This is a genomic window from Lentzea aerocolonigenes (assembly GCF_000974445.1).
In the GTDB taxonomy this organism is placed as follows: Bacteria; Actinomycetota; Actinomycetes; order Mycobacteriales; family Pseudonocardiaceae; genus Lentzea; species Lentzea aerocolonigenes.
On record NZ_BBOJ01000001.1, the window covers coordinates 543,068 to 567,502 of the forward strand.

27 protein-coding genes and 1 tRNA gene are annotated in these 24,435 nt (G+C 67.3%); 11 read left to right on the forward strand and 17 right to left on the reverse strand.

The features are described from left to right. Positions 1-3 precede the first annotated feature (3 nt). Complete coding sequence (locus AOM45_RS02700) at positions 4-1,905, forward strand: glycosyltransferase (RefSeq protein ID WP_030465471.1); 1,902 nt, start codon at positions 4-6, stop codon at positions 1,903-1,905. 86 nt (positions 1,906-1,991) lie between these two features. Next, positions 1,992-2,738 (forward strand): class I SAM-dependent methyltransferase, encoded by a 747-nt coding sequence (locus AOM45_RS02705; protein ID WP_051782809.1) that lies wholly within the window; start codon positions 1,992-1,994, stop codon positions 2,736-2,738. Here the strand turns inward: AOM45_RS02705 and AOM45_RS02710 are convergent. The 8 genes from AOM45_RS02710 to AOM45_RS02745 form a co-directional block, all read right to left on the reverse strand. Further along, positions 2,735-3,547, reverse strand: a complete 813-nt coding sequence (locus tag AOM45_RS02710) for a carbohydrate ABC transporter permease (RefSeq protein WP_030465469.1) — start codon at positions 3,545-3,547, stop codon at positions 2,735-2,737. The genes AOM45_RS02705 and AOM45_RS02710 overlap by 4 nt on opposite strands. Then, the gene (locus AOM45_RS02715) at positions 3,544-4,422 is read right to left on the reverse strand and encodes a carbohydrate ABC transporter permease (protein ID WP_030465468.1); all 879 of its coding nucleotides are present in this window, start codon (positions 4,420-4,422) and stop codon (positions 3,544-3,546) included. The genes AOM45_RS02710 and AOM45_RS02715 overlap by 4 nt, the downstream gene beginning before the upstream one ends. After that, complete coding sequence (locus AOM45_RS02720) at positions 4,419-5,621, reverse strand: ABC transporter substrate-binding protein (protein WP_035909097.1); 1,203 nt, start codon at positions 5,619-5,621, stop codon at positions 4,419-4,421. Before AOM45_RS02720 ends, AOM45_RS02715 begins: the two co-directional genes overlap by 4 nt. A 67-nt stretch (positions 5,622-5,688) precedes the next feature. Beyond that, on the reverse strand, positions 5,689-5,883 hold the full coding sequence (locus tag AOM45_RS02725; protein WP_156093582.1) for a hypothetical protein: 195 nt from the start codon (positions 5,881-5,883) through the stop codon (positions 5,689-5,691). Positions 5,884-5,955: 72 nt separating this feature from the next. After that, a complete protein-coding gene (glfT1, locus tag AOM45_RS02730) occupies positions 5,956-6,858 on the reverse strand; it encodes a galactofuranosyltransferase GlfT1 (protein WP_372497452.1) in 903 nt (300 codons plus the stop codon). A gap of 4 nt (positions 6,859-6,862) precedes the next feature. Further along, a complete protein-coding gene (gene wzt, locus AOM45_RS02735) occupies positions 6,863-7,681 on the reverse strand; it encodes a galactan export ABC transporter ATP-binding subunit Wzt/RfbE (protein WP_030465464.1) in 819 nt (272 codons plus the stop codon). Between the two features lie 18 nt (positions 7,682-7,699). Further along, positions 7,700-8,614: a galactan export ABC transporter permease subunit Wzm/RfbD gene (wzm, locus tag AOM45_RS02740; RefSeq protein ID WP_030465463.1), complete on the reverse strand. Its 915-nt coding sequence runs from the start codon at positions 8,612-8,614 to the stop codon at positions 7,700-7,702. Positions 8,615-8,702: 88 nt separating this feature from the next. Beyond that, entirely contained in the window at positions 8,703-9,179 is a 477-nt protein-coding gene (locus AOM45_RS02745; RefSeq protein WP_372497451.1) for a bacterial proteasome activator family protein, read from the reverse strand. A 91-nt stretch (positions 9,180-9,270) separates the two neighbouring features. Between AOM45_RS02745 and AOM45_RS02750 the strand changes: the two genes are divergently transcribed. Together AOM45_RS02750 and AOM45_RS02755 are read left to right on the forward strand one after the other, a co-directional pair. Next, positions 9,271-10,470 (forward strand): cysteine desulfurase-like protein, encoded by a 1,200-nt coding sequence (locus AOM45_RS02750; RefSeq protein WP_030465461.1) that lies wholly within the window; start codon positions 9,271-9,273, stop codon positions 10,468-10,470. A 25-nt stretch (positions 10,471-10,495) separates the two neighbouring features. Beyond that, on the forward strand, positions 10,496-11,131 hold the full coding sequence (locus AOM45_RS02755; RefSeq protein ID WP_236703105.1) for a class I SAM-dependent methyltransferase: 636 nt from the start codon (positions 10,496-10,498) through the stop codon (positions 11,129-11,131). Here the strand turns inward: AOM45_RS02755 and AOM45_RS02760 are convergent. Further along, the gene (locus AOM45_RS02760) at positions 11,115-12,080 is read right to left on the reverse strand and encodes an NAD(P)H-quinone oxidoreductase (RefSeq protein ID WP_030465459.1); all 966 of its coding nucleotides are present in this window, start codon (positions 12,078-12,080) and stop codon (positions 11,115-11,117) included. The genes AOM45_RS02755 and AOM45_RS02760 overlap by 17 nt on opposite strands. Positions 12,081-12,124: 44 nt before the next feature. On the opposite strand from AOM45_RS02760, the gene AOM45_RS02765 reads away from it, so the two are divergent. Both AOM45_RS02765 and AOM45_RS02770 read left to right on the forward strand, forming a co-directional pair. Beyond that, a complete protein-coding gene (locus AOM45_RS02765) occupies positions 12,125-12,757 on the forward strand; it encodes a GNAT family N-acetyltransferase (RefSeq protein ID WP_030465458.1) in 633 nt (210 codons plus the stop codon). Positions 12,758-12,837: 80 nt separating this feature from the next. Next, positions 12,838-14,346 (forward strand): M28 family metallopeptidase, encoded by a 1,509-nt coding sequence (locus AOM45_RS02770; protein ID WP_030465457.1) that lies wholly within the window; start codon positions 12,838-12,840, stop codon positions 14,344-14,346. Between the two features lie 88 nt (positions 14,347-14,434). Here AOM45_RS02770 and ypfJ read toward each other — a convergent pair whose 3' ends face one another. From ypfJ to AOM45_RS02790, 4 genes are all read right to left on the reverse strand, one after another. After that, positions 14,435-15,331, reverse strand: a complete 897-nt coding sequence (gene ypfJ, locus AOM45_RS02775; protein WP_030465456.1) for a KPN_02809 family neutral zinc metallopeptidase — start codon at positions 15,329-15,331, stop codon at positions 14,435-14,437. 570 nt (positions 15,332-15,901) lie between these two features. Beyond that, positions 15,902-16,675 (reverse strand): hypothetical protein, encoded by a 774-nt coding sequence (locus tag AOM45_RS02780; RefSeq protein ID WP_030465455.1) that lies wholly within the window; start codon positions 16,673-16,675, stop codon positions 15,902-15,904. A gap of 64 nt (positions 16,676-16,739) precedes the next feature. Then, positions 16,740-17,306 (reverse strand): hypothetical protein, encoded by a 567-nt coding sequence (locus tag AOM45_RS02785; protein WP_030465454.1) that lies wholly within the window; start codon positions 17,304-17,306, stop codon positions 16,740-16,742. A gap of 95 nt (positions 17,307-17,401) precedes the next feature. After that, on the reverse strand, positions 17,402-19,114 hold the full coding sequence (locus tag AOM45_RS02790) for a bifunctional metallophosphatase/5'-nucleotidase (protein WP_030465453.1): 1,713 nt from the start codon (positions 19,112-19,114) through the stop codon (positions 17,402-17,404). Positions 19,115-19,278: 164 nt separating this feature from the next. Between AOM45_RS02790 and AOM45_RS02795 the strand changes: the two genes are divergently transcribed. Beyond that, on the forward strand, positions 19,279-19,710 hold the full coding sequence (locus AOM45_RS02795) for a MarR family winged helix-turn-helix transcriptional regulator (protein WP_051782808.1): 432 nt from the start codon (positions 19,279-19,281) through the stop codon (positions 19,708-19,710). A 37-nt stretch (positions 19,711-19,747) separates the two neighbouring features. Then, positions 19,748-19,832 (forward strand) — tRNA-Ser (locus AOM45_RS02800). Between the two features lie 146 nt (positions 19,833-19,978). Here the strand turns inward: AOM45_RS02800 and AOM45_RS02805 are convergent. The 4 genes from AOM45_RS02805 to AOM45_RS52645 are packed head-to-tail and all read right to left on the reverse strand — an operon-like array spanning position 19,979 to position 21,965. Next, positions 19,979-20,161, reverse strand: a complete 183-nt coding sequence (locus AOM45_RS02805; RefSeq protein WP_030465451.1) for a DUF397 domain-containing protein — start codon at positions 20,159-20,161, stop codon at positions 19,979-19,981. 3 nt (positions 20,162-20,164) lie between these two features. Continuing rightward, a complete protein-coding gene (locus tag AOM45_RS02810; RefSeq protein ID WP_162185608.1) occupies positions 20,165-21,103 on the reverse strand; it encodes a helix-turn-helix domain-containing protein in 939 nt (312 codons plus the stop codon). Beyond that, entirely contained in the window at positions 21,061-21,585 is a 525-nt protein-coding gene (locus tag AOM45_RS02815; protein WP_030465449.1) for a DUF6879 family protein, read from the reverse strand. The genes AOM45_RS02810 and AOM45_RS02815 overlap by 43 nt, the downstream gene beginning before the upstream one ends. Further along, the gene (locus AOM45_RS52645; protein WP_236703062.1) at positions 21,585-21,965 is read right to left on the reverse strand and encodes a hypothetical protein; all 381 of its coding nucleotides are present in this window, start codon (positions 21,963-21,965) and stop codon (positions 21,585-21,587) included. The genes AOM45_RS02815 and AOM45_RS52645 overlap by 1 nt, the downstream gene beginning before the upstream one ends. A 328-nt stretch (positions 21,966-22,293) precedes the next feature. On the opposite strand from AOM45_RS52645, the gene AOM45_RS53405 reads away from it, so the two are divergent. The 3 genes from AOM45_RS53405 to AOM45_RS02830 all read left to right on the forward strand — a co-directional run bounded on the left by AOM45_RS53405 (position 22,294) and on the right by AOM45_RS02830 (position 24,434). Continuing rightward, the gene (locus AOM45_RS53405; RefSeq protein ID WP_269083624.1) at positions 22,294-22,425 is read left to right on the forward strand and encodes a hypothetical protein; all 132 of its coding nucleotides are present in this window, start codon (positions 22,294-22,296) and stop codon (positions 22,423-22,425) included. Positions 22,426-22,796: 371 nt separating this feature from the next. After that, positions 22,797-23,078 carry a hypothetical protein gene (locus AOM45_RS02825; RefSeq protein ID WP_030465447.1) on the forward strand — a complete coding sequence of 94 codons (282 nt, stop codon included), beginning with the start codon at positions 22,797-22,799 and terminating at the stop codon, positions 23,076-23,078. Positions 23,079-23,321: 243 nt separating this feature from the next. Then, entirely contained in the window at positions 23,322-24,434 is a 1,113-nt protein-coding gene (locus tag AOM45_RS02830) for a radical SAM protein (protein WP_030465446.1), read from the forward strand. Position 24,435 lies beyond the last annotated feature (1 nt).

Sequence of the window (24,435 nt, forward strand, 5' to 3'; positions counted from 1 at the left end):
CACGTGACCGAGCAGGCCAACGCCGCAAGCGCCACCAAGATCGACCCGACCAAGGTCCTCCAGCGGGTGATCATGCCGCGGGACGAGGACCCGCTGGACGTGCGTCCGCTCTACCTGGACGAGCCGGAGAACGTGCACAGCCACGTGTCGGGCCGCCGCGCGGTCACGGTGCCGACCTCGGCGAAGGTGTCGTTCGCGTCGTACTTCAACGCGTTCCCCGCGAGCTACTGGAAGCGCTGGACGGTCATCGAGGACGTCGTGCTGCGCATGCGCGTCCGTGGCGCCGGTCGCATCGACGTGTACCGGTCGAAGCCGAACGGCGACATCATCCACCTCGACGGCCAGGTCATCCGCAGCGCGAAGTCGTGGACCGACGTCGCGCTGAAGGTGTCGCTGAAGCCGTTCGAGGACGGCGGCTGGATCTGGTTCGACGTCTTCACCGACGACACCACGATGGAGATCACCGAGGCCGCGTGGACCACGGAGCAGGAGCTCCCCACGCAGACCGTCGCCATCGGCATGACGACCATGCGCCCGGTCGACGCGGTCATCGCACTGCGCGCCCTGGGTGAGGACCCGGCCGTTCTCGCCGTGCTGAAGAAGGTCTTCGTCGCCGACCAGGGTGCCGTGAAGGTCCGCGACACCGAGGGCTACGCCGAGGCCGTCAAGGCGCTGGGCGACAAGCTCGAGGTCATCGAGCAGGACAACCTGGGCGGTTCCGGCGGCTTCACCCGCGGTCTGTACGAGGCGATCGAGCACACCGACGCCGACCAGATCATGCTGATGGACGACGACATCCGCCTCGAGCCGGACGCCGTCCTCCGCTCCAACGCGTTCGCCCGCGCCGCCGCCCAGCCGGTCATCGTCGGTTCGCACATGCTGAACCTCCAGGCCCGCGCCCGCCTGCACAGCATGGGCGAGGTCGTCGACCTGGGCACCTGCTACTGGCGCGCCGCGCCGGGCGCGCTGACCGACCACGACTTCGGCAGCGAGTCCCTGCGCGAGACCGAAGAGCTGCACGCCCGCATCGACTCCACCTACAACGGCTGGTGGATGTGCCTCTTCCCGCGCGAGGTCGTCCAGCGCACGGGCTACCCGCTGCCGCTGTTCATCAAGTGGGACGACGCGGAGTACTCGCTGCGCGCCCTGGAGCGCGGCTACCCGACGGTGTCGCTGCCCGGCTCGGCCGTGTGGCACATGCCGTGGACGGACAAGAACGACGCCACCGACTGGCAGGCGTACTTCCACACCCGCAACCGGCTCGTCCTGGCCGCGCTGCACAGCCCGTACGACGTGCGGTCGACGCTGCTCAAGCAGGGTCTGAAGCTGTCGCTGCGGCACCTGCTGTCGATGGAGTACTCGACGGTCGTCATCCAGCAGAAGGCGATCGAGGACTTCCTGGCCGGTCCGTCGCGGCTCTTCGACTCCCTTCGCACCGCGCTGCCGGAGATCCGGGAGCTGCGCAAGAAGTACGCGGACGCGCAGGTGCTCCCGTCGGCGCGCGAGTTCCCGCCGCCCACGTTCGACATGGTGCGTGCGGAGCAGATGCTGACGCCGCCCACCAACCCGGTGACCATCGCGTCCGAGGCCGCCAAGGCGTTGATGCACAACCTGCGCGAGCCGCAGGCCGCGACGGCCGAGCGCCCGCAGATCAACGTGCCGGCGACCAACGCCCGTTGGTTCCTGCTGGGCAACCTGGACTCCGCCACGGTGTCCAACGCCGACGGGTCCGGTGTGGCGTTCCGCAAGCGCGACCCGAAGGAGTTCCGCCAGCTGATGAAGCGGGCGGTGCGCAACTACCGTCGTCTGTCGTCGGAGTGGCCGCGGATGCAGAAGGTGTACCGCGACGCGCTGCCCGAGCTGACCTCGGTCGAGTCGTGGCGCAAGGTGTTCGAGAACAACTGATCTTGAAGTGAGCGGAAGGGCCCTCGGTTTTTTCGAGGGCCCTTCTTGCTGGGCAACCTCGTCCCGAGATCACGCGTCCATGGCGCATGGGGGACATCAAGAGAGCAGATTTCTACGACGGACCGGCCCACGACTACCTGGGTTACTGGAAGGGCCGCGACTACGAGCACGATGCCGAGCGCATCGCGATCGATCGTCTTTTGGCTGGTCAGCACTTCGAGCACGCGGTTGATGTCGGGGGCGGCTACGGCCGGATCACCGCGTTGCTGCCGCAGTACGCGGACCACGTGACGCTGGCCGAGCCCAGTCAGCGGCAGCTCGACGTTGCGGCTCGGTTCCTCGAGGAGGGGATCGAGCGGGTTCAGGCTCAGGCCGCGCAGCTGCCGTTCGCCACTGGGTCGATCGACCTGGTCACGATGGTTCGCGTCATGCACCACCTGCCTGATCCGACCGCCGAGCTGGCCGAGATCGCGCGCGTGCTCGACCCGGTCGGGACGGCCGTCATCGAGGTCGCCAACCTCGGGCACGCCCGCAACCGCTTGCGCAGGCTCGGGCGAGGGGTTCCTGTTGGGCCCGTGGACATCCGGTCGCCGGAGAACCGGCACGACGACGAGATTCCGTTCGTCAACCACAACATCGACACCGTGATCGGGCAGCTTTCCGGTGCGGGGCTTCGGGTTGTGCGGTCGCTGTCGGTTTCCAACCTTCGGTCGGGGGCGTTGAAACGGGTCGTGCCGCATCGCGTGTTGCTGCGGGTGGAGAGGGCTGCTCAGCCCGCGCTGGCGCGGTGCCGGTTCGGGCCGAGCATCTTCCTTCTGGTGGCCAAGGGTTAGTCCTTGATGCCTGTCTCCGTCACGCCGCGTACGAGGAACCGTTGCAGCGCAACGAAAACCACCACGAGCGGCGTGATGGAGACCGCGGCGGCGAGGAAGAGCTGCACGACGTCGATGGACTGCGAGGTCAGGAACGTCGACAGGGCTACCTGGACGGTCCACGAGTCCTGGTCCTGCGCGATCACCAACGGCCAGAGGAACTGGTTCCAGCTGGTCACGAACGCGATGACGCCCAACGCGGCGAAGAAGCCCTTCGAGTTCGGCACCACCACTCGCCAGTAGGTGCCCCAGTGGCCGAGGCCGTCGATCCGGGCGGCCTCCTCCAGTTCCCGCGGGAAGTTCAGGAAGTACTGGCGGAACAAGAACGTGGTGAAGCCGCTGAACAGGCCCGGGATCACCAGGCCGCGCAGGTCGGAGACCCAGCCCAGGGTCGAGACGACCACGAACGTCGGCACGAACGTGACCGCAGCCGGGATCATCAGCGTCGCGATCACCAGGTACAGCACCACGTTCGAGTACCGGTAGGGGATCCGCGCCAGGCCGTAGCCCGCCAGGCCGCACAGCAGCAGCTGGCCGAACGTCTGGAGCACCGCGACGACCAGCGAGTTGACCATGCTGCGGACCATCGGGACGGCTGGGTTGGTGAAGAGGTCGGTGAAGTTCTCCCAGCGGATCTGAGAAGGCCAGAAGGTCCACGTCGGGGCGGTGATCTCCTGCTCGGTGGCCAGGCCGTTGCGCAGCACCAGGTAGAACGGGATCAGGAACAGCACGGCCGCGATGGACAGCGCCAGGTATCGCAGGGCCTTCATCGGGTGATCACCTTGCCCTGCAACAGGGTCACGCCGGCGATCAGCAAGGTGAGGATCACGGCGCCTGCGCTGCCGTGGCCGAAGTCCTGGCCGCCTGAGCCGAGAGCGGTGTAGTAGAGGTAGATCAACGGTGGGCGGGCGAAGGGTGGGTAGCCGCGGTCGCTGCCCAGGACGTTGTAGAACTCGTCGAACGCCTGGTACGCCGCGATGAGCAGCAGCAACAGCACAGCCACCGACGTGGTGCGCAGCTGAGGCAGCGTGATGAACCGCAACGTCTGCCACCCACGCGAAGCGCCGTCGATCCACGCTGCTTCGTAGAGGTGCTGCGGGATTCGCTGGAGCCCGGCGATGAACAGGATCAGGTAGAAGCCGAGTTGCAGCCACAGCCGCAAGGTCACGAGCACGAGCCAGTACCAGGGCGGTGACGTCGACACCGTCCAGGCGATCGGGTCGGCGCCGAACCAGCCCAGGACCGTGTTGGCCAGACCGAAGCGCACGCCGTTGAAGATCGAGAGCTTCCAGACCAACGACGCCACGACGTACGAGCAGGCGGTGGGCAGGAAGAACACCGAGCGGAAGAACGCCTTCATGAACCTGATCTGGTTCACCAGCAACGCGAGCGCCAGTGCCAGCACGAACGTCAGCGGCACGATGAAGGCCGCGAACACGCTGAACGTGCCCAGGCTGCGCAGGAACGGTTCGTCCGTCAGCATGTCGGCGTAGTTGCGCAGGCCGACGAACTCCGCCGGTGTCACAGTGTTGCGGGCCTCGAAGAACGAGAGCAGCAGGCTCCAGCCGATCGGGACGTACACGAACACGAGCAGCCCGATCGCGAACGGGCCGACGAACAGCCAGAACGCGCGTCCGTGTTTCATCCGTAGAGGCGCTTCAGCTCGTCACGTGCCTTCGCGGCCGCCGCCTTGATCTCCGTGTCGGCTGGGGCGCCGTCGCGGACCACTCGGGACACGGCGTCGTTGAACGCGGTGCGCATGACCGAGGTCCAGTCCGGTGGGTTGGAGGCTTTGGCGTTGTCCTGCACGAACTTCACCGCGTCGGCCGCTGCGCCCGAGGTCAGTTTGGAGGCCTTCGCCGCGATGGTCTTGCGCGGCGGGATGTGGAAGCCGTAGCTGAGGTTGAAGTCCTCCTGGTAGTCGGTTCGTTCGATCCACAGCCAGCGCACGAACTCCTTGGCTTCGTCGACCCGCTTCGACCTGGCGTTGACCATCGCTCCGAACGCGCCGACCGGGACGCTCGGGGCGCCGGTCGCGTTCAGCTTCGGGAACGGGAGGATGCCGAAGTCGTCGCCCAGTGCCTTCTGGATCGCCGGCACGGTCCACAGGCCCGTCCACTGCATGGCGACCAGGCCTTGGGTGAACGCGTCCGGTTCCGCCCAGTCCTTCACCGCGCCCAGCAGCAGGCTGCCGCTCGTGTAGAGCTCGCGCAGCTTGCCGATCGCCTGCGCCGCAACGGGATCGTCGAAGCCGACCTGGTGGTCGCGCACGTAGTCGAGGCCTGTCGACCACAGTGCGGGGCCGCCCAGCACGCCTCCGCCGCCGTCGTTGCCGGCGAACAGGCCCTTGACGCCGTCTCGGGTGAGGCGGCGAGACGCGTCGATCAGTTCGTCCACAGTGGATGGTGGCTGGACGCCGGCCTTGGCGAAGAAGCTCTTGCGGTAGAACAACATCTGCATGTCCACCGCCTGCGGGACGCCGTAGATCTTCCCGTCAACGGTGTGCGTCGCGAGAATCGACTCGGAGAAGTCGGTCCTGGCGTCGCCGAAGACGTCGTCGAGCGGCACGAGCTGACCCGCTCTCACCGAGCTGATCTGCGGGGTGGACTCGAAGACGTCCGGTCCGCCGTCGGACAGCAGGCTCGTCGCGAGCTTGGAGTCGTAGTCGCCGGGGTTCCACTGCACGTCGACCGGGGTCTTCTGGTACGCCTTGGCGTAACGCTCCACCGCCTGCTGGACGCCGGGCTCGCCGTACGCGTGGTACCACTGCTTGAGGGCCTGGCCGTTGCCGCTCCTGCCGGTGTTCGATCCGCAGGCCGCGAGAAGCGCGCTCGCGCCCGCCAAGGAGAGAAGTCTGCGTCGGGAGATCACTCATCACGTCTTACTCCGATCACCTCGCGTGCGCGAGCGGTTACTCGAAGTGCGCGACCACGACGTTGGAGAAGTTGATGACGTACTCCCGGCCGTCGGGGGCCGTGATGGGTTGCGTGTGACCGTTGCGGACGATCTGGGTCAGCCGCGGCGCGAGGTCGTCCCGCGTCTCGTCGGTGACCGTGAGGGTGATCGGGTTCGGGTTTGCGGCGAGGAACAGCACAAGTCGGCTCATGCGTTCCAGCAAACCGCGTTCCGGTGCTGGGCTGAGGGCGGTTCCGCTGGCAGCGATTCCGCCCTCAGCAGATCACTTGCGGAAGAAGCGTTCCCGCTGGCCGAGGCGCACGAGCTTCAGCCACTCGACGAACGCCTTCGGGTCGCGCTTCACGGCGAGGAAGTACAGGCCGAACCGGAACACCTCGAGGGCGCCCAGCTTGCGCATGCCCGGCTGCGAGAGCAGGTAACCGCGGTTGCGGTAGGTGTAGTAGCGCTTGATCGGGTTCTCCGGATCCTGCGCGTGGAACTTGCCGCCCAGCATCGGCTTGAACTCGTCCGAGCCGTCCGGGTGCACGTACGCGACCCGCAGCGACGTGCCGAACGGCAGGCCGGAGCGGACCATCCTGCGGTGGATCTCCACCTCGTCGCCGCGGAAGAACAACCGGTAGTCCGGCACGCCGACGACGTCGAGCGTCGAGGCGCGGAACAGTGCGCCGTTGAACAGCGAGGCGATGCCCGGCAGGAAGTCCGTGCCCAGCTCGGCGGCCGAGCGCTTCCACGTCAGGCCGCGGCGCAACGGGAACGCGAGCTTCTCCGGCTTGTCGATGTTCGTGACGACGGGGGAGATCTCGGCGAGCTTGCGGCGCTCGGCCTCCTCCATCAGCACGGCCAGGACGTTCTCGTCGGCCGGGCGGCCGTCGTCGTCCGCGAGCCACACCCAGTCCGCGCCCAGTGAGAGCGCGTGCAGGATGCCCAGCGCAAAGCCGCCGGCACCGCCGAGGTTGCGGTGCGACGGCAGGTAGGTCGTGGGGAGCGGGCACTGCTCGACCAGGTCGTCCACCGGCTGGTCCGGGCCGTTGTCGACGACGACCAGGTGGTCGGGGACGCGGGTCTGGGTCGCGAGCGCCTTCAGCGACTCGGCCAGCAGCTCCCTGCGGTGGCGGGTGACCACCACCGCGACGACGGAGCCCTTGGGCAGTGCCTCGAGGTTCACTTTTCTACTCGCCGCCATTTCCGCTGAGGACGGGTGAGGTGTGGCCGAGCCTTGCCAGCAGCTCGGGGCTGATCCGCTCGAACGGGTCGTGGCCCTTGTACGCGGTGAGCACCTCGCGGAGGCCGCCGTGCATCTTCACGTGGCCCTCGTCCATCCAGATCGCGGTGTCGCAGAACTCGATGAGGAACTCGTCCGAGTGGTTCGCGAACACCAGCAGACCGGACCGCTTCACGAGGTCCTTGAGGCGGTCGCGGGCCTTGGCCATGAACGCCGCGTCGACCGCGCCGATGCCCTCGTCGAGCAGCAGGATCTCGGGGTTGATGGACGTGACCACGCCGAGCGCGAGCCGCACGCGCATGCCCGTCGAGTACGTGCGCAGCGGCATCTGCAGGTAGTCGCCGAGCTCGGTGAACTCCGCGATGTCGTCGACCCGCTTCTCCATCTCCTTGCGGGTCATCCCGAGGAAGAGGCCGCGGATCATGATGTTCTCGTAGCCGGAGATCTCCGGGTCCATGCCGACGCCGAGGTCGAAGACCGGCGCCACCTTGCCGATGATGCGCGAGTGGCCGCGCGTCGGCTCGTAGATGCCCGCCAGCAGGCGCAGCAGCGTGGACTTGCCTGCGCCGTTGTGGCCGACCAGGCCGACGCGGGCGCCGTCCTTCAGCGACAGCGTGATGTCGTGCAGCGCCTCGATGATCGGCACCCGGCCCTCTGAGCCGATCTTGCCGCCGACCTTGCCGAGCGCGAGCTTCTTCAGCGACCTCGACTTCGCGTCGAAGATCGGGAAGTCGACCGATGCGTTCCAAACGTCGATGCTGACCATGGTGAGTCGACCTCCTTCTCAGACCCAGTACGAGACGCGGGCGCGGTAGTTGCGCAGGATCACCAGCGCGGCGAACCAACCGGCGACGGTGAAGCCGCCCACGATCGCCCAGTGGTGCCAGTCGACGGCGTGGCCGAGCAGCGGGGCCCGGACGACCTCGACGAAGTGGTACACGGGGTTGAGCTCGGCGATGAGCATGCGCCAGTCGTTGTTGCCGCCGCCGGTGACCCGCTGCAGCACGCCCGCGTCCCAGACGATCGGCGTCATGAAGAACACCAGGTTGATGAAGCTGTTCACGACCGGCGGGATGTCGCGGAAGCGGGTGCTGATGACGCCGAACAGCAGCGAGACCCACACCGCGTTCACCGCGAGCAGCACGAAGCCGGGGATCGCGAGCACGATGGTCCAGCTCAGGCCGGGGTGCACCGGGCCGTTCTCGCTGATCTTGTAGTCGTGGTTGAGCGAGGTGAAGAAGATGGCCAGAACCACCAGGTAGACCACGAGGTTGTGCGCGAAGAACAGCACCTGGCGCCACACCATGCGCATCACGTGCACCGTGATCGGCGCGGGGAGGTGCTTGATGAGCCCCTCGTTCGCGATGAACACGTCGGTGCCCTCGGTGACGCAGCCGACGATGAAGTTCCAGACGATGAAGCCGACCGTCACGTACGGCAGGAACGTGGCGACGTCCGTTTTGAACAGCACCGAGTACAGCAGGCCCAACGCGAGGGCTGTCGTGCCCATCGAGATCGTGATCCACAACGGACCGATGACCGAGCGTCGGTAGCGCTGCTTGATGTCCTGCCAGCCGAGGTGACCCCAGAGTTCACGGTGGTCCCACGCCTCGCGCACGTCGGCGAACGCACGTTTGAAGCTGCGCGACCTCACGGCGGGGGGCGCCTCGGGGTGGTCGAGCGTACTGGTGGCTTGCACGAGGACTGAGGGTACCGGCGCCGGTTGAACGACCTGGACGCCGGTACGTCACGGTGTGGTCAACGCGCCAGGATCTTGATCACCTTTGTCAGAGGTACTGGCCAGTGCCCTTGCCGGTGGCGCCACCCTCGTGCCCGTCGGCACCGCTGCCGGCGGGGAGAGCACGCCCGCGCATCTGTTCCAGTTGCGCACGGGCCGCCATCTGCTGGGCGAACAGAGCGGTCTGAATGCCGTGGAAGAGGCCCTCCAACCAGCCCACCAGCTGTGCCTGCGCGATCCGCAGCTCGGCGTCGGACGGCGTGCCGTCCTCGGTGAACGGCAGCGAGAGGCGCTCGAGCTCGTCGCGCAGCTCGGGCGCCAAGCCGTCCTCGAGCTCCTCGATGGACCGCTTGTGGATCTCCTTGAGGCGGTTGCGGCTGGCCTCGTCCAGAGGTGCGGCGCGCACCTCCTCCAGCAGCTGCTTGATCATCGTGCCGATCCGCATGACCTTCGCCGGCTGCTCGACCATGTCGGTGATGTCGCCGTCCTGGCCGCCGACGATAACGACGGGCTGCTCCTGGTTCATGGTCTCCATCCTGGCCTTATCCGGTGTCGGGAGGTTATCCGGGTGGGGGCTGGCCGACACCGTGTTTGCGTTCATACGTACGGTGTGTGGCATGGCGTTCGACGTCGCACGGGTACGAGGGCTCTTCCCCGCGCTCGGCGACGGCTGGGTCCACCTCGACGCACCCGCCGGCATGCAGGTGCCCGAGCAGGTCGCCACCGCCGTCTCCACCGCGCTGCGCGCCCCGGTCTCCGGACCCGGTGGCATCTTCCCGGCCTCCCAACGGGCCCAGGGCATCGTGGACGCCGCCCGCAGGTCCGTCGCGGACCTCGTCGGCGGTGACCCCGCGGGTGTCGTGCTCGGCCCGTCCTCCGCGGTGCTGCTGCAACGGCTCGCCGACGCGATGACCGACGACTGGTTCATGGGCGACGAGGTGCTCGTGTCGCGGCTGGACCACCCGGCGAACATCGCGCCGTGGTTGCGGGCCACCCAGCGGACCGGCAGCGCGGTCAAATGGGCGGAGATAGACATCGAGACCTGCGAGCTGCCGAGCTGGCAGTACGACGAGCTGGTCACCGACCGCACGAAGCTCATCGCCATCACTGCGGCGTCCGGCGTGGTCGGCACCCGCCCGGACCTCGGCAAGATCTCGGCGGTGGCGCGCGCCCACGGTTCGATGATGGTGGTCGACGCGTCGTCGGCCGCGCCGTTCGTGCCGCTGGACATCGTTGGCACGGGTGCTGACGTCGTGGCTCTTTCCGCCGGCCAGTGGGGTGGCCCGCCGGTCGGTGCGCTGGTCTTCCGCGACCCGTCGGTGCTGGAGCGGCTGCCGTCGGTCTCGGTCGACCCGACGGCCCGCGGTCCGGAACGGCTGGAGCTCGGCCCGCACGCCTACCCGATGCTCGCCGGCCTCGTCGCGTCCGTGGAGTACCTCGCGGACCTGGACGACGCCGCGTCGGGCACGCGCCGTGAGCGGCTGCTCACGTCGTTGGGGTCCGTGAAGGCGTACCAGGCCGGGTTGCTCGCTAATCTCATCAACGAACTGCGTTCGCTGCGACACGTGATGGTGATCGGCGACGCCATGCGACGGGTGCCCGCGCTGGCGTTCACGATCGCCGGGGTCAAGGCGGAGGACGTCGTCGAACACCTCGCGTCGCGGGGCGTCTGCGCCTTCGCCGATCCCGGTCAGCACGGGGTGTTCTCGGTGCTCGGCGTCGGCGAGGTCGGCGGCGCCATCCGCGTCGGGCTCGCGCACTACACGAACGCCGTCGAAGTGGACGACCTGGTGAGGGCGGTGGCCGAGCTGGGCTGAGTGCTGGGGAGATCTTTTGGACGACGTGCTCGCCCGCGAGCTCGCCGATCTCTCGGCCCTGCAGCGCCTCGGCTCACTCAACACCGAGTACCTGCCGCAGCTCTCCGGCGACCTGCGCCCCGCGGCTCTCGTCGCGGTGATGGACGAGGTCGTGCTCGGCGCCCGGACCGTGCTCGTGGAGCTGGGCTGCGGCTCGTCCTCGGTGCTGCTGGCACGGCTGCTGCAACAGCGCGGATTCGGTCATCTGCTGTGCATCGAGCACGACGAACGCACGGCCGCATTCGTCGCCTCGCAGCTGCGTCGCGAAGGCCTGGGATCGGTTGCGCGCGTGGTGCACGCACCGTTGTCGCGGCATCCGGCGGCGTTGTCACGTCACGGCCAGTGGTACGCGCCGCAGCAGGTGCACGACGAAGTACTCGGTTACGTCGAACGGTTCGGTCTGGTGGACCTGCTGCTCGTCGACGGGCCGGGCTTCGGTGACTCGCGCTATCCGGCGTTGCCCGTGCTGCGCGCCGTGCTGGCCCCCGGTGCGACGGTGCTGGCGGACGACGTCGACCGGCCCGACGAGCAGGCCGTGCTGGCGCGGTGGTCCGAGGAGTTCGGGCTGGAGTTCCGCACTGCTCCCCGGACCTCGCTGGCCGCCGCTACGGCTCTCGCCTGAGCAGGACCTTGCCGAAGACGTCGCTCGCCTCCAGCAGCCGGTGCGCTTCCGCGGCGTTCGACATCGGCACGACCTGACCGACGATCGGCTTGACCGCACCGCTCTCGACCAGCGGCCACAGGTGTTCGCGGACCTGCGCCACGATCGCGCCCTTGCTGTCGACGCTGCGGCCGCGCAGACCGGTCGCCATCACCATCGCGCGCTTGCCGAGCAGCTTGCCGATCGGCAGCTCGCCCTTCACCCCGCCCTGCATACCGATGATCATCAACCGGCCGTCCTGCGCGAGGACGTCGATGTTGCGGGGCAGGTAGGAGGCGCCCATGTTGTCGAGCACGACGTCGGCCTGCTTCACCTCGGCCACGAAGTCCTGGGTCTTGTAGTTGACCGTGATGTCCGCGCCCAGCTCGACGCACTTGCGCAGCCGTTCGTCGGACCCGGCGGTGACCGCGACGGTCGCACCGAGCGCCTTGGCGACCTGGATGGCGTGCGTGCCGATGCCACCAGCACCGCCGTGCACGAGGAACGTCTCGCCGGTCTTCAACCGGCCGTCCATCACGACGTTCGACCACACCGTGCACGCGACCTCGGGCAGCGCGGCCGCCGTCACGACGTCCACACCCTTCGGCAGCGGCAGGACCTGCGGCGCGGGCACGACGACCTTCTCCGCGTAGCCACCGCCGGCGAGCAGCGCGCACACCTCGTCGCCGACGTGCCAGCCGGTCACACCCTCGCCGAGCGCGGCAATGGTGCCGGAGCACTCCAGCCCGATGACGTCCGACGCACCGGGCGGCGGCGGGTAGAAGCCCTGTCGTTGCAGGAGATCCGCGCGGTTGACCGCACTCGCGGCGACGTCGATCAGCACCTCGCCCTTGCCGGGCACGGGGTCGGGGACCTCGGTCCACTCGAGCACGTCCGGGCCGCCGGGTTCGCGAACAGTGATGGCACGCATACAGTCGACCGTAATCCGTTGGACCGGGGAGGCACCATCTGAGGATGAGCGCCTGGCCCCTGCGGAACCTGGTTCTGCGCACCCCACGCCTGGAACTGCGCCCTGACGACGACGAAGGGCTGTACGAGCTCGTCGACGTCGCACTGGCCGGTGTGCACGACCCGTCGGAGATGCCGTTCTACGTGCCGTGGACCGACAACCTGCCGAACGACAACGGCATGAGCATGCTGCAGCACTACTGGGGCACCCGCGCGAAGTTCGCGGCGAAGGACTGGGTGATCAACTTCCTGGTGCGCCGTGACGGGGAGGTCATCGGCACGCAGCAGATCGGCGCCCGTGACTTCGGGGTGCTGCGCGAGGTGAACACCGGCTCGTGGCTCGGCCAGAGCTTCCAGGGCAACGGTTTCGGGACAGAGATGCGGATCGCCGTGTTGCAGTTCGCCTTCGACCACCTGGCTGCCCGCATCGCGCGTTCAGCGGCGTGGCTCGGCAACCACGCGTCGACCCGCGTCAGCGAGAAGCTCGGCTACGTGCACGACGGAACTGTCGGCGTCGCACCGCGCGGAGAACGTCTTGAGCACGTGCGACTGCGTCTGGACGCCGCCGACTTCGTGCGCCCCGAGTGGGACGTTTCGGTCGAGAACCTTGCTGAGTGTGTTCAGCTGATCACTAGCTGAACACCCGACGACCGGTGGATTGTGTCCCAGGTCTCCCCTTTGTGAGGGTTCAGCGGACTCTCGAACGAAGGGGAACGTTCATGTCAGGCAGATCCAAGCTGGCGACTGTTCTCGCCATTTCGGCACTGGTCGCAGCCCCCACCGCCACCGCGTCCGCCGCAACTGAACCCGAAGGTCCCGCACTCGCCAAGAAGCTCGCGAAGAAGGTGACCGTCGAGGGCATCAACCGGCACCTGATCGCGTTCCAGCGCATCGGTGACCGCAACGGCGGCACCCGCGCCGCCCTGACCCCCGGCTACGACGCGAGTGTCGACTACGTCGCGGGCAAGCTCCGCGACGAGGGCTTCATCGTCTCCACGCCGACGTTCAACTTCGACATCCAGGTCAGCGACGCCAAGCTCGCCCGCGTCGACGGCGTGAACTACGAGGCGATCGTCATGACCGCCTCACCGCAGACCCCGGTCGGCGGCGTGACGGGCCCGCTGCGCGTCGTCCCGGAAGACGCCACCACGGGCTGTGAAGCCACAGACTTCGCCGGCCAGGACTTCACCGGCTCGGTCGCCCTGATCCGCCGCGGCGGCTGCACGTTCGAGCAGAAGCACCTCAACGCGTTCGCCGCCGGCGCCATCGCCGTGCTGGTCTCGAACAACGTCGACGGCCCGCTGTCGAACGTGACGCTGACCAACCCCGGCAAGATCCCGACCGGCGGTGTCTCCAAGGCCGACGGCACGACGCTGGCGGGCAAGGCCGGCCTGCCGATCACCGTCGACATGCGCTACCACCTCGAGACCCGCACCCAGCGCAACGTCATCGCCCAGACCAAGACCGGCCGTACCAACAACGTCGTGATGGCGGGCTCGCACCTCGACAGCGTCGAAGTGGGCCCCGGCATCAACGACAACGGCTCGGGCTCGGCCTCCCTGCTGGAGACCGCGCTGCAGCTGGGCTCGCGCCCGAAGGTCGACAACGCCATCAGGTTCGCCTGGTGGGGCGCCGAGGAGCGCGGCCTGATCGGCTCGACCAAGTACGTCCAGTCCCTGACGTTCGAACAGCAGCTGGACATCGCGCTGTACCTGAACTTCGACATGGTCGCCTCGCCGAACGCCGCGTACTTCATCTACGACGGCGACAACTCGGACAACGTCGGCGCGGGCCCCGGCCCGTACGGCTCGGCGCAGATCGAGAAGGCCTTCGCCGACTACTTCGTGGCCAAGGGCGTCCCGACCGAGGGCACGGACTTCTCGGGCCGTTCGGACTACGGCGAGTTCATCGCGCAGGGCATCCCGGCCGGCGGCCTCTTCACCGGCGCCGAGGGCGTCAAGACCGCGGCCCAGGCAGCCAAGTGGGGCGGCACGGCAGGCGTCGCCTACGACCCGTGCTACCACTCGAAGTGCGACAACCTCGGCAACATCGACCGCACGGCCCTGGGCCGCAACGCAGGCGCCATCGCGTTCGTGACCGCGGCCTACGGTGTGTCCACTGAGGACGTCAACGGGGTGCCGCCGCGTGCCAAGCGTGCCGACGCCCGATCGGCGGGCAAGATGTCGCTGGCCGCGCACGACGACCACGACCACCTGGCCGTCGCGTAGTCCCGCTTGCTGACGCAGGGGTCCCCCGCCAGGGGACCCCTGCTTTTATTCTTCCAGAAGGGTCTGACAATTCCGGCGGGTCGACCTGTCAGCCCAGGTTGTTCGTGTCGAACGTGTTGCAGCGCGCCGGATCCCCGGTCTGCAGCCCGGTCGTGAACCACTTCTGCCGCTGCGCCGAGCTGCCGTGGCTGAACTTCGTCGTGTCGACCCGCCCGCCACCGAGCTCGCGCTGGATGAAGTCGTCACCGATGCGCGCCGCCGCGTCGAGGGCGGCGTTCACGTCCTCCTGCGTGATGTTCGAGATCAGCGGCTTGCCGTTGGACGACGGCACGGTCGTCGCGGCCTTGCCCCACGCACCCGCGTAGCAGTCGGCCTGCAGTTCCAGGCGCACGGAGTCCGACGTGGGGCCGGTGCGCGAGCTGACGCGGTCGGAGGTGCCCAGCAGGTTCTGCACGTGGTGGCCGTACTCGTGGGCCAGCACGTAGGCCTCGACGAACGGGCCGCCGGTCGCGCCGAACTTGGTGCGCAGCTCGTTGAAGAAGTCGAGGTCGATGTACACCTGGGCGTCGGCGGGGCAGTAGAACGGGCCCACCGCCGACGTGGCGTTGCCGCAGCGCGTGTTCACGCTGCTGCGGAAGAAGTTGGTCTTGGTGACCTGGTAGGTGTTGCCGGAGCGGGAGAACTGGTCCGTCCAGAAGGCCTGGATCGAGTTGATCGTGGCCACCACCCGGCAGTCGCTGTCGCGGTTCGCGTCCGCGCCGGTCTTGCACTTCTCGGCGAGCTGGCTCGACTCCACCTGGGTGTTGGTGCCCATGCCCTCCAGGCCGCCCGCGGGCAGCTGGATGCCGGTGAACTGCTGCACCAGGAAGTAGATGATGAGTCCGACCACGCCGAGACCACCGCCGACGCCGGCGACGCGGCCGCCCACGCCCCGCTGGTCCGAAACCTGAGAAAGATCGAGTTCCGCGCCTTCGTTGAACTGCACCGCAATCCTCCTGTTAAGGACCCCATGGGTGCCGCAAACGATAAAGCACCAAACACGCCTCGATGCGGAGCCCGACGTCGGGGCACCGCACCGAGGCTTTCCCATTTGGTTGTGACGACTACGGCCCACGAAGGTTGGCGTGGCGCTCAGCCGGTGACGCCATGAGACGACACCGATTGCCGAGCTCAACAGCGTCGAAGTGCACCGAGCGACGCCGATGGCGCCTGGGCACCCGAAACCTCGTGTCCGTCGCTACACAGTCGCGACCGGACCGGTCACGTCCGATCCACTCGCGGGGATGCAACAGACCGCGTTTCGCCACAGCGAGGAGTTACCTGCACGGCACCACCTACCCCTTCTGGGCGTGGCCTCCGGTGGTCTAGTTCAGTCACCTTCCGGTGGCCAGCTCGTTATCGAGCATGCGCTTGATCACCGCAGATCTCAACACCTCACGCAGAACCTGAATTGGTGAAGTCGGACGGGTGACCTGCGGAGATCGACTGTGCAGACAGCAATCGCCCGGCGAGAGGAGCTCTCGCCGGGCGATTGTGGACAACGATCAGGAAACGATCAGGCCTTCGTGACGCGACGCGCGCCGCGGCGGGCCATCACGCCCGCGGACATCAGGCCGAGACCCACGAGCAGGAACTCCAGCGGGTCGGCACCGGTCCGGGACAGGTTCGGGATCGGGGTGGCCAGCTGCGAGGCCTTGTTGCCCGTTTGCGGGGTGCCGGCACCCGAGTCGTCCCCGGCGTTGCCGCCACCGGAGTTGTCACCGTTGTTGCCGTTGTTGCCGCCACCGGGGTTGCCGTTGCCGGGGTTCGGGCCCGGCTGCTCGGGCTTGGGGTCCTCCGGCTTCGGGTCCTCCGGCTTCGGGTCCTCGGGCTTCGGGTCTTCCGGCTGCGGCTGCTCGGGCACGTCGGTCTTGCCGCAGTCACCGCTCGCGGTGCCGAGCACGGCCGCCGCGTTGCCGCAGACGGTCACCGGGGCCTCGACGGCACCCTTGGGCGGCTCCGGCTTGGTGGCGCCGCAGCTGCCGTTGCCGCCGCCCGCGACGCCGACGGAGTTGCCGCACACCGTGACCGGCGCGGAGACGAGGGCGGCGTCGGCCATCGTGCGCTGCGAGGCGGTCTGCGGGGCGGTGTCGCAGGTCGCGTCGCTCTCGCCGAGGACGTTGATCGCGTTGCCGCAGACCTTGACCGGGACGCTCACCAGGTTGCCGACGCGGACCTCGTCGTCGACGTTGATCGGGACCGGAATCGCCTGGGCGAACCCGGCGGTCGCGACCATGATCCCGCCGGTCAGCAGGGCGGCGGACATGGTCCGGTTGAGGTTCTTGCGCATGACTGTTCTCCCTGGAGTGGAATGACGGATCCCTGTGCGTGGCCGTGAAGGCGACAGCACTGGATCAATCGGGGGAAAACGTTGGTTCTTCTGCGCGGAGGCTATGCGGTACGTCCAGCTGTTCGGAACTGACGAGAGACGTCGTTGCGGTGGGCGGCCGCATCGCGTGCGGCAGCGTGCCCGCCGGGATCTGGTTTCCGCCCGCCTGTCCCGCGCCGCTCTGCGGGAGCGTGCCGGTGATCGGTTGCTCGGCCTGCGGTTGCGGCTGCTGGGGGACGGGAACGGGGTTCGTGGGCCGCGTCGTCGACGGCGGCGTCGTGTGCGTGTGCTGCTGCTGTGGCGGCGCTTCGGCCTGAACGGGCGCTTCCACGACCGGCTGAGGCACTGGAGGCGTCGCGGGTGCCGGTGCGGGAGTCTCGACGCGCGGGTCCGGCTGGGACGGGACAGGAGCTTCCGGCCGTTGCGGGACGGTCGCCACCTTCACCGCCACGTCCACGACGGGCAGCCGCACCTCGACGTTCAGGTGGTCGATCTCGACCTTGACGTCGGCGCTCGCCTCACCTGCGCTGCCCAGCAGCCAGGCGCCGGTCACCAGACCGGCGAGCAGCAGGAGCCGACGCAACCACGACATCGGCCCTCACTCTAGATCAAATGGAGCAGTCCGACACGCGAAAAAGGCCATCTCGGCGACTTTCGCCGCCGAGATGGCCCTCGTTCACGCTGTTGCTACTGCCTGGTGATCCGGTCGAGCGCGGGCGCGGTCGTGCCGGGGTGCGCCTTCAGGTACGCGGAGAACGCGTCCAGGTCGATCCCGCCACCCGTGATGTTCGTGGCCTTGGTGAACTCGCTGAAGCCGTCACCGCCGCCCTGCAGGAAGCTGTTGATCGTGACGCGGTAGCTCGCGGCCGGGTCGAGCGGGGCGCCGTTGAGCGTGACGCCGGAGACCTTCGACCCGAAGGGCGCTGCCGCCGACCAGGTGTACTTCAGGCCCGCCGACGGCTGCAGCACGAACTGCCTGGCCGCGGTGAACTGCTGCTCCAGCACGTTCTTGATCTGCTCACCGGTCATCGTGACCGTCTGCAGGATGTTGCCGAACGGCTGGACGGTGAACATCTCGCCGTAGGTCACCACACCGTTGCCCTCGCCCACCGGCGAGCTGGCGAACGTGAGGTCCGCGCGCACGCCGCCGGGGTTCATCAGCGCGAGCACGGCGCCGTTGCCCTTGGTGGCCTCGAGCTGCGAGTCGGCGATCAGGTCGCCCAGCGGCGACTCACCGGCGGGGTTCTGCGCCCTCACGATGTCCGAGCCGATCGTGCCGACCTCCTTGTTGGCGATCGGGGCGGACTTCGTCTTGGCCAGGTCGACGATCGCCTGGATGGTGGGGTCCGGCGTGACCGTGCGCGTGACGATCTTGTTGTCGGCCTTGGTCTCGCCGCGGATGACGTCGCGCGTCCGTCGGTCGATCTTCAGGTCGACGACGCTGAGCTCACGCCCGAACGCCAGGCCCTCGATGAACGGCCGCGGGTTGCCGGCCGGGTCCTTCACCACGCAGTTGTAGTGCTGGTGGCTGTGGCCGGAGAAGACCGCGTCGATCTTCGGGCTGACCTGCGTGGCGATGACGCTGCCGGGGTTGTTGGCCGCGACGTTGCAGGCGTTGGGGCCGCCCTGGGGCGACGTGACCTGGTCGCCCTGGTGCACCAGCAGGACGATCGACTTCACGCCGATCGCGTCGAGGAAGTTGGCGTACTTGTTGGCCGCCTTGACCTCGTCACCGAACTGCAGCTCCTTGATGCCGTTCGGGTCGACCAGGATCGGCACGTCCTTGAGCGGCATGCCGATGAAGCCGATGGGCATCCCGTCGCGGATCTCCACCCAGAACGGCGGCAGCGCAGGCAGGCCGGTCTTGGCCTTCGTGACGTTCGCGCCGAGGATCGGGAACTTCGCGCCGGGGTACGAGTCGCGGAACTGGCACCCGTCCGTGGGGTGGCAGCCACCGCGCTGCATGCGCAGAAGCTCCTTGTAGCCCTCGTCGAACTCGTGGTTGCCGGCCGCGGTCGCGTCCATGCCGACCTTGTTGAGCACCTCGATCGTCGGCTCGTCGTGGAAGAGCGCGGACACGATCGGTGACGCGCCGATCAGATCGCCCTGCCCGACGATGACGGAGTTCTTGACCTCGTTCTGGAGGTTCTTGATGTGCGTCGCGTTGTAGGCGGCGCCACCAGCGTCGACGGTCGTGCCGTCCGGGAGGATGACGCGCCCGGACGACCCGGACGGCGGCTCGATGTTGCCGTGCAGGTCGTTGATCCCGATCAGGCGCACGTCAACCGTGCCCCGACCGCGCAGTGACTGGACATCGGCCTGGGCAGGCCCGGTAGCGCTGATGACAGTGGCCGCGGCGGCGGTGATCGCCAGAACGGAAAGCCGTCTGAACGAACTCATGGGTTAGAGGCCTTTCAAGGCGTGGTTAACGCGCGTGTACGGCGGAGGAGTCTGCCTCCCGCACGCGACGTTTTCCAGAGGAATGTCTCGATCGTCATCGTCGGGGCTAGCCTGTTCCCGTGACACCTAGTGAGCAGGAGCCGCGCTGGCTCGACGAGGGCGAGATGCGTGCGTGGCGCACCTACGTGAACGGTTCCTCCATGCTCATGGACCGCCTGCACCGAGAGCTGCAGGACACGCACGGAGTGTCACTCGCGGACTACGAGATCCTGGTGAGGCTCTCAGAGCAGCCCAACCAGAGCATGCGCATGACCCAGCTGGCCGAGGACGTCGCCTCCTCCAAGTCCCGCGTCTCCCACCAGGTGGCGCGCATGGAGAAGGCGGGCTTGGTGCTGCGCCGCGAGTGCACAGAGGACGGCAGAGGCGTGCTGGCCGAACTGACCCAGAAGGGCATGGCCCAACTGGTGGAGGCGGCCCCAACCCACCTGCGCGGCGTGCGCGAGCACATCGTCGACCTCATCACCCCGGAGGAGGGCGAGGTGCTGGCCAAGGTGTTCGACCGGGTCATGACACACCTCCGGGAGTCGAACGGCTAGGCTTCCGCACTGACGCCGACGACACCGGTGGCGTCGGGGAAGCGTGGCAGAGCGGCCGAATGCACCCGCCTTGAAAGCGGGAGACGGGCAACCGTCCGGGGGTTCAAATCCCTCCGCTTCCGCTCATAACCTCTGAACTGCCAAAACGCAGCGCAGGGGCACTCCGTGCAGTACACGGTTGAGCGCGTATAGCGTGTCCAGTACACACGCTTTCGTCACTTCTGACGAAGAGCGACCTACGCTGGCGCACGGGCACAGACCAGGCGCCCTATGCGGATGACCGCGACGACCTCAGGAACGCTGCCCACGCATCTGGCCCGACCTCAAGAAGGTTGAGTGCCGAGCCCTTGGAATCGCGCACGCGCACACCGTCGCGGGCGAATGCGACCTCGACGCACTGCTCTGGGTTGCCGACGCTGTAACTCGACTTGCGGAACTGCATCTGTTCCATGGGTTACTTCCCCTCCTGCGACGGAATGTCGTCCACCTGTGCAGCGGCGGCTGCTGATGCTGCCTCCGCACAGCGAACGAGGATCTTGCGCGCCTTGTCCCCCTCCACCGCGACGGTCCACAGCTGGTCCATCAGGCGGTTGTAGGTCTCAAGGTCGGCAGGTGTCTCCGTGTTGATCTCGGTGTCGACGGTCTCGATCAGGACCCGATCGCCGACGATCCAGAAGCCGTTCGGTGGCACCGTTGGAAGTCTCGTCCCCAAGGGGATGATGCCGAATCGCACGCGAAGACCGAGGAGTGCTTGCAGTCGGTCGATCTGCGCGACCATCACCTCGGGTGGGCAAACGTAGTACAGCAGGGCCGACTCACAGATGAGCAGTTCAATGCTCTTCGCGCTGTCGTAGAGCGCTCGCTGCCGCTCGATGCGGATGCTTACGGCGTCGTCGGTGTCCATTGGCGTCTGCTGAAACTGGGCAGCGCTGATGAAGATGTGCCGAGCGTACTCGGCGATCTGCACGAGTCCCGGCACGACGATCAACTCGAACACGCGGATGATCGAGACGCTGCTCTCGATCTGCCTGCTGTAGTTCTGTCTGTCAGCGTGGCCCTTGTGGAGCTGGTGCTTCCAAGAGGCACGGTCGATGTCGATCGAACGGAGCCACTCGCGCATCCGCTCAACCTCGGACTCCGGCGCCTCGACCGCGGTCATCCAGTCGAGGACGTCGGAGTCCGTGGGGTCTTGCCGCTTGTTCTCGATCTTGGAGACCTTCGACGCCTGCCAACCGCACCGTTCCGCAAGCTGCTTGCCGTTCAGTCCGGCCTGCTTGCGGACGCGGATCAGCTCGTTGGCGAACGCGATCCGGCGATCGTCTGGCGTGCTCACGGTCTCCTCGTCGGTGGCTAGGTCTTCACGAAATCGTCGAACGGAACTGCGGCGGTCCAAGCAAGATTGCGCCAGGACTTGTACTGCGCAACCGTAGCGGGTTCCGTAACGATCTCGGCTCCTGTCAGGCCCTCGCGGCCGAACTGGAGTACAGCGACCTTGCCGTCATCGAAGATCCAGAAGTCGTGATCAGGCAGACCCAGCTCTCGCGCCACCCGATCGGACAGGAGACGGATCTCCTCACCGGCCTCGATGTTGGCTGGGGTTACCTCCATCTGCCATCGCAGGTACTCGGTCAACGGATCGGTGAGCTTCCGGACTCGCTGAAACGCCCTGCCGGCCCTGGTAGCTGCCTGGACGTCGTCCAGCCACCCGCCCAACCAGGCGAGATCGTCGGCGACTGGCACGCCATCACGCCACCGCTGCCACGGCTCGACCTCGTCCGCTTGGTGATATTCGCCCTGGGCCTCCCATCGCCACGCCGACCGCTCAAACACGCGAAAGAGATCGGCGAACGCAGTTGGACTGATCAGTTCGGCCATCAGGCCCCCATCGGCGCGAGGTCCAGTGAGGCGATCGTGATCTCGATCAGCGTCTCGGTGTCCGGCAGGCCACGCTCGTGGGCAGTCGCGAGGGCGTCGGGGTCGGTGACCTTATTGCCCTGCATGACGTAGGTGTTCCGGCCGGTTTCGTACACGTGCGGGTACGAGTCGCTGTTGATCGTGGTCGGAGCGAAGCCGAGCAACGCGACCGGGATCTCGACGAGCGTCTCGGTGTCGAGCATGTTCCGGTCGCGAGCTGCGGCGAGGGCGTCCGGGTCGGTGACCTTGTATCCCTGCACGACGTAGGTGTCTCGGTCCGTCCTGTAGAGGTTCGGACAGGAGCCGCTGTTGCTCGTAGTGCCTAGGAACTTCAGGTTCATGATCATCTCCCAAGATTGCGCACTTACCTGCATGGTGTTGCGCAATACCTGCTGTCGTCAACGGCACGTCGGGTGACCTGTGTGTTCAACCCTCGCTCTCTGTAGCCATCTGGTCAGCCAACCGGAGTAAGAATGAGCAAGATTGCTCAGATTGCTTGCTTTGCTTGGGCTGGTTCGGGATGGTGTGTGGGCGGAACTGGCGCGTTCTCCCCGACTTCGCGCCAGTTCCGTGCTCCACCGATGGAGCTCCACCGATGGACCCACCCGCAGGCGACGGATCGAACTGCGGCCTTCGGCACCACGGATCAAGAACAGGAGGTGAGGACCGATGAGCGTCACGATCGGCGAGGTCGTTGTCGCGGTCCTGGCAGGACTGATGTTCGTCGCGCGCTTGGTATTCGCCCTTGACCAGGCGAAGCGTGACGAGCGTGCTGCGGCCCTGCGCCGAGGACGGCTGTGACGATGCACCCGGATGTGCAACGCATGACGCGCGCTGGCTTCGACGTGCTGCCGATGCTCGATCACCACGGCCGAGACGACGGGCTGTTGTTCTGGCGGTGCCCAGCGGGCGGCCGTACCTCGACGTTGCGGTCGTCTTCGGCGAAGGCCTGGCGGTTGCATCGCGTCTGCCGCCTGGCCCGGACTGGACCGCCCCGTTCGGTCTCGTGGGAAGCCCGTTGGTTCACCCGACGACGTTCGCCTCGCTCGCTGCCGAGTTCGAGCGTCGCGCTATCGCGACGGACGGATCTGCTTCCCGCCCAAGAACCTAACCGTGCTGGCCGCTGCGAGCGGCGCCGGTTCGCCCCAATGCACCAGAACGGAGTTGCGACGATGGCCGCCGACGCACTGATCTTCACCGGTTCGTTCGTCTTGTTCATGCTGCTGTTGGCGGGAATCTGCCTGCACTGGTTTTTCGTCACGATGCACGGTCAGCACGCCGACGCTGACGAGGGCGCCCTCACGGTCGCCATGTTGGAAAGTCAGCTCGACGACGAGGTGCGGGAGCTGATCGAGTCACCCGTGCTGTTCGCACCACGGCAAGGTTGGTTGTTCGAGCCACCCCCGCAGGTAGCGCAGTCGGTGTGGACGCTGCCCGAGCTGGTTGCGGCGTAGGCGATGGCTACCCCAATCAGCGATATCGATCGCTGGCACAACGCGTCGATCAAGGATGGGGACTCTCACCGGGCAGAGTCGATCGTCGACGGGGTGGTCACGCCGAGGTGCGACCGCGCGCCGTTCGAGCCGATCAGCTCGCCCCCGAAGCCGACCGATCCGGCCCATGCATGTCCCGCCTGCCTCGCGACCGAGCACGGCCGTTGATCGGAACTCCACGACTTCCAACCACGGGAGAGGCTGATGCACGCGCTCATCGCAAGTCCGTTCCTGAATGACCACCTGGTGTTGAAACCGGACGACCAGCGAGCGCTGAAGATCGGTTCCGGAAGGTTCGAGGAGCTGCTCGCACTGTCGACGCGCGCGGACAGCACGTGTCCACAGTGGCTGGTCGATGCAGCCCAGCAGCGTTGGGGCATCGAAATCACGGGCAGGCCGCTTGCCGATGCGGTGAAGGTCCGCGAGCCGTCGGAGCACGGGTACGGCCGCGCGTCGTACGAGTTGAACCTCGGGTGCAACTACGACTGTCCGCACTGCTACCTCGGGGTGAAGGAGTTCGACGGGCTCGAATGGAGCGACCGTGAGCAGTTACTGCACACGATGCGCGACGCCGGGGTGCTGTGGGTGCAGCTCACCGGCGGCGAGCCGACGATCGACAAGCTGTTCCCGCAGGTCTATACGACCGCATGGGACCTCGGGATGATGGTCACCATTTCGACCAACGGGTCGCGCCTGCACTCGCCGCCGATCCTCGACCTGCTGACCGCACGACGCCCGTACCGGATCACGGTCAGCGTCTACGGAGCCAGCACCGAGGTCTACGACGCGGTGACGGCGCGGCGCGGCTCACACAAGGCGTTCACGACGGGCATCTCGGCGGCCCACGAGCACGGGTTGCCGTTGCACTTCAACCTTGTGATCACCGATCGGAACGAGCACGAACTCGCCGAGATGAAGGCGTTCGCGGAGGGCCTCGGCGCCACTTACAACGTGTACTCCAACATCTCGCCCACGATCTACGGCGGTGCGGAAACGCTGCCGTCGCAGTCGCCCGAGTTCCTGCGCGCCCGCAGGCCGTTCACCGGGTGCGGCGCCGGACACACGCACTTTCACGCTGACCCGTACGGCATGGCGAGCATTTGCAAGGTTGGTCGCGACGCACAGTTTTCGCTCGTCGACCGCGGCCTCGATGCCCTGCGTCAACTCGCCGGTGTCGCTGACTCGCTCATGGGACGTACCGGCGGCTGTTCCGGGTGCGCGCTGTCGGGAACCTGCTGGACCTGTCGCCCTCTGGCGAAGCTGTACCAGGCGGCGAAGGCACCCCTTGAGCGCTACTGCCAGCACGGGGGGAGGTGAT

Coding starts and splice junctions, on each gene's coding strand:
- AOM45_RS02795 (WP_051782808.1), top strand. CDS start 19,279: ATGCGTGCGTGGCGCACCTACGTGAACGGTTCCTCCATGCTCATGGAC.
- AOM45_RS02785 (WP_030465454.1), bottom strand. CDS start 17,306: ATGTCGTGGTTGCGTCGGCTCCTGCTGCTCGCCGGTCTGGTGACCGGC.
- AOM45_RS02780 (WP_030465455.1), bottom strand. CDS start 16,675: ATGCGCAAGAACCTCAACCGGACCATGTCCGCCGCCCTGCTGACCGGC.
- AOM45_RS02790 (WP_030465453.1), bottom strand. CDS start 19,114: ATGAGTTCGTTCAGACGGCTTTCCGTTCTGGCGATCACCGCCGCCGCG.
- AOM45_RS02805 (WP_030465451.1), bottom strand. CDS start 20,161: ATGGAACAGATGCAGTTCCGCAAGTCGAGTTACAGCGTCGGCAACCCA.
- AOM45_RS02705 (WP_051782809.1), top strand. CDS start 1,992: ATGGGGGACATCAAGAGAGCAGATTTCTACGACGGACCGGCCCACGAC.
- AOM45_RS52645 (WP_236703062.1), bottom strand. CDS start 21,965: ATGAACCTGAAGTTCCTAGGCACTACGAGCAACAGCGGCTCCTGTCCG.
- AOM45_RS53405 (WP_269083624.1), top strand. CDS start 22,294: ATGAGCGTCACGATCGGCGAGGTCGTTGTCGCGGTCCTGGCAGGACTG.
- AOM45_RS02760 (WP_030465459.1), bottom strand. CDS start 12,080: ATGCGTGCCATCACTGTTCGCGAACCCGGCGGCCCGGACGTGCTCGAG.
- AOM45_RS02725 (WP_156093582.1), bottom strand. CDS start 5,883: ATGAGCCGACTTGTGCTGTTCCTCGCCGCAAACCCGAACCCGATCACC.
- AOM45_RS02825 (WP_030465447.1), top strand. CDS start 22,797: ATGGCCGCCGACGCACTGATCTTCACCGGTTCGTTCGTCTTGTTCATG.
- AOM45_RS02765 (WP_030465458.1), top strand. CDS start 12,125: ATGAGCGCCTGGCCCCTGCGGAACCTGGTTCTGCGCACCCCACGCCTG.
- AOM45_RS02715 (WP_030465468.1), bottom strand. CDS start 4,422: ATGAAACACGGACGCGCGTTCTGGCTGTTCGTCGGCCCGTTCGCGATC.
- wzt (WP_030465464.1), bottom strand. CDS start 7,681: ATGGTCAGCATCGACGTTTGGAACGCATCGGTCGACTTCCCGATCTTC.
- AOM45_RS02815 (WP_030465449.1), bottom strand. CDS start 21,585: ATGGCCGAACTGATCAGTCCAACTGCGTTCGCCGATCTCTTTCGCGTG.
- AOM45_RS02770 (WP_030465457.1), top strand. CDS start 12,838: ATGTCAGGCAGATCCAAGCTGGCGACTGTTCTCGCCATTTCGGCACTG.
- AOM45_RS02745 (WP_372497451.1), bottom strand. CDS start 9,179: ATGAACCAGGAGCAGCCCGTCGTTATCGTCGGCGGCCAGGACGGCGAC.
- AOM45_RS02750 (WP_030465461.1), top strand. CDS start 9,271: ATGGCGTTCGACGTCGCACGGGTACGAGGGCTCTTCCCCGCGCTCGGC.
- AOM45_RS02710 (WP_030465469.1), bottom strand. CDS start 3,547: ATGAAGGCCCTGCGATACCTGGCGCTGTCCATCGCGGCCGTGCTGTTC.
- AOM45_RS02830 (WP_030465446.1), top strand. CDS start 23,322: ATGCACGCGCTCATCGCAAGTCCGTTCCTGAATGACCACCTGGTGTTG.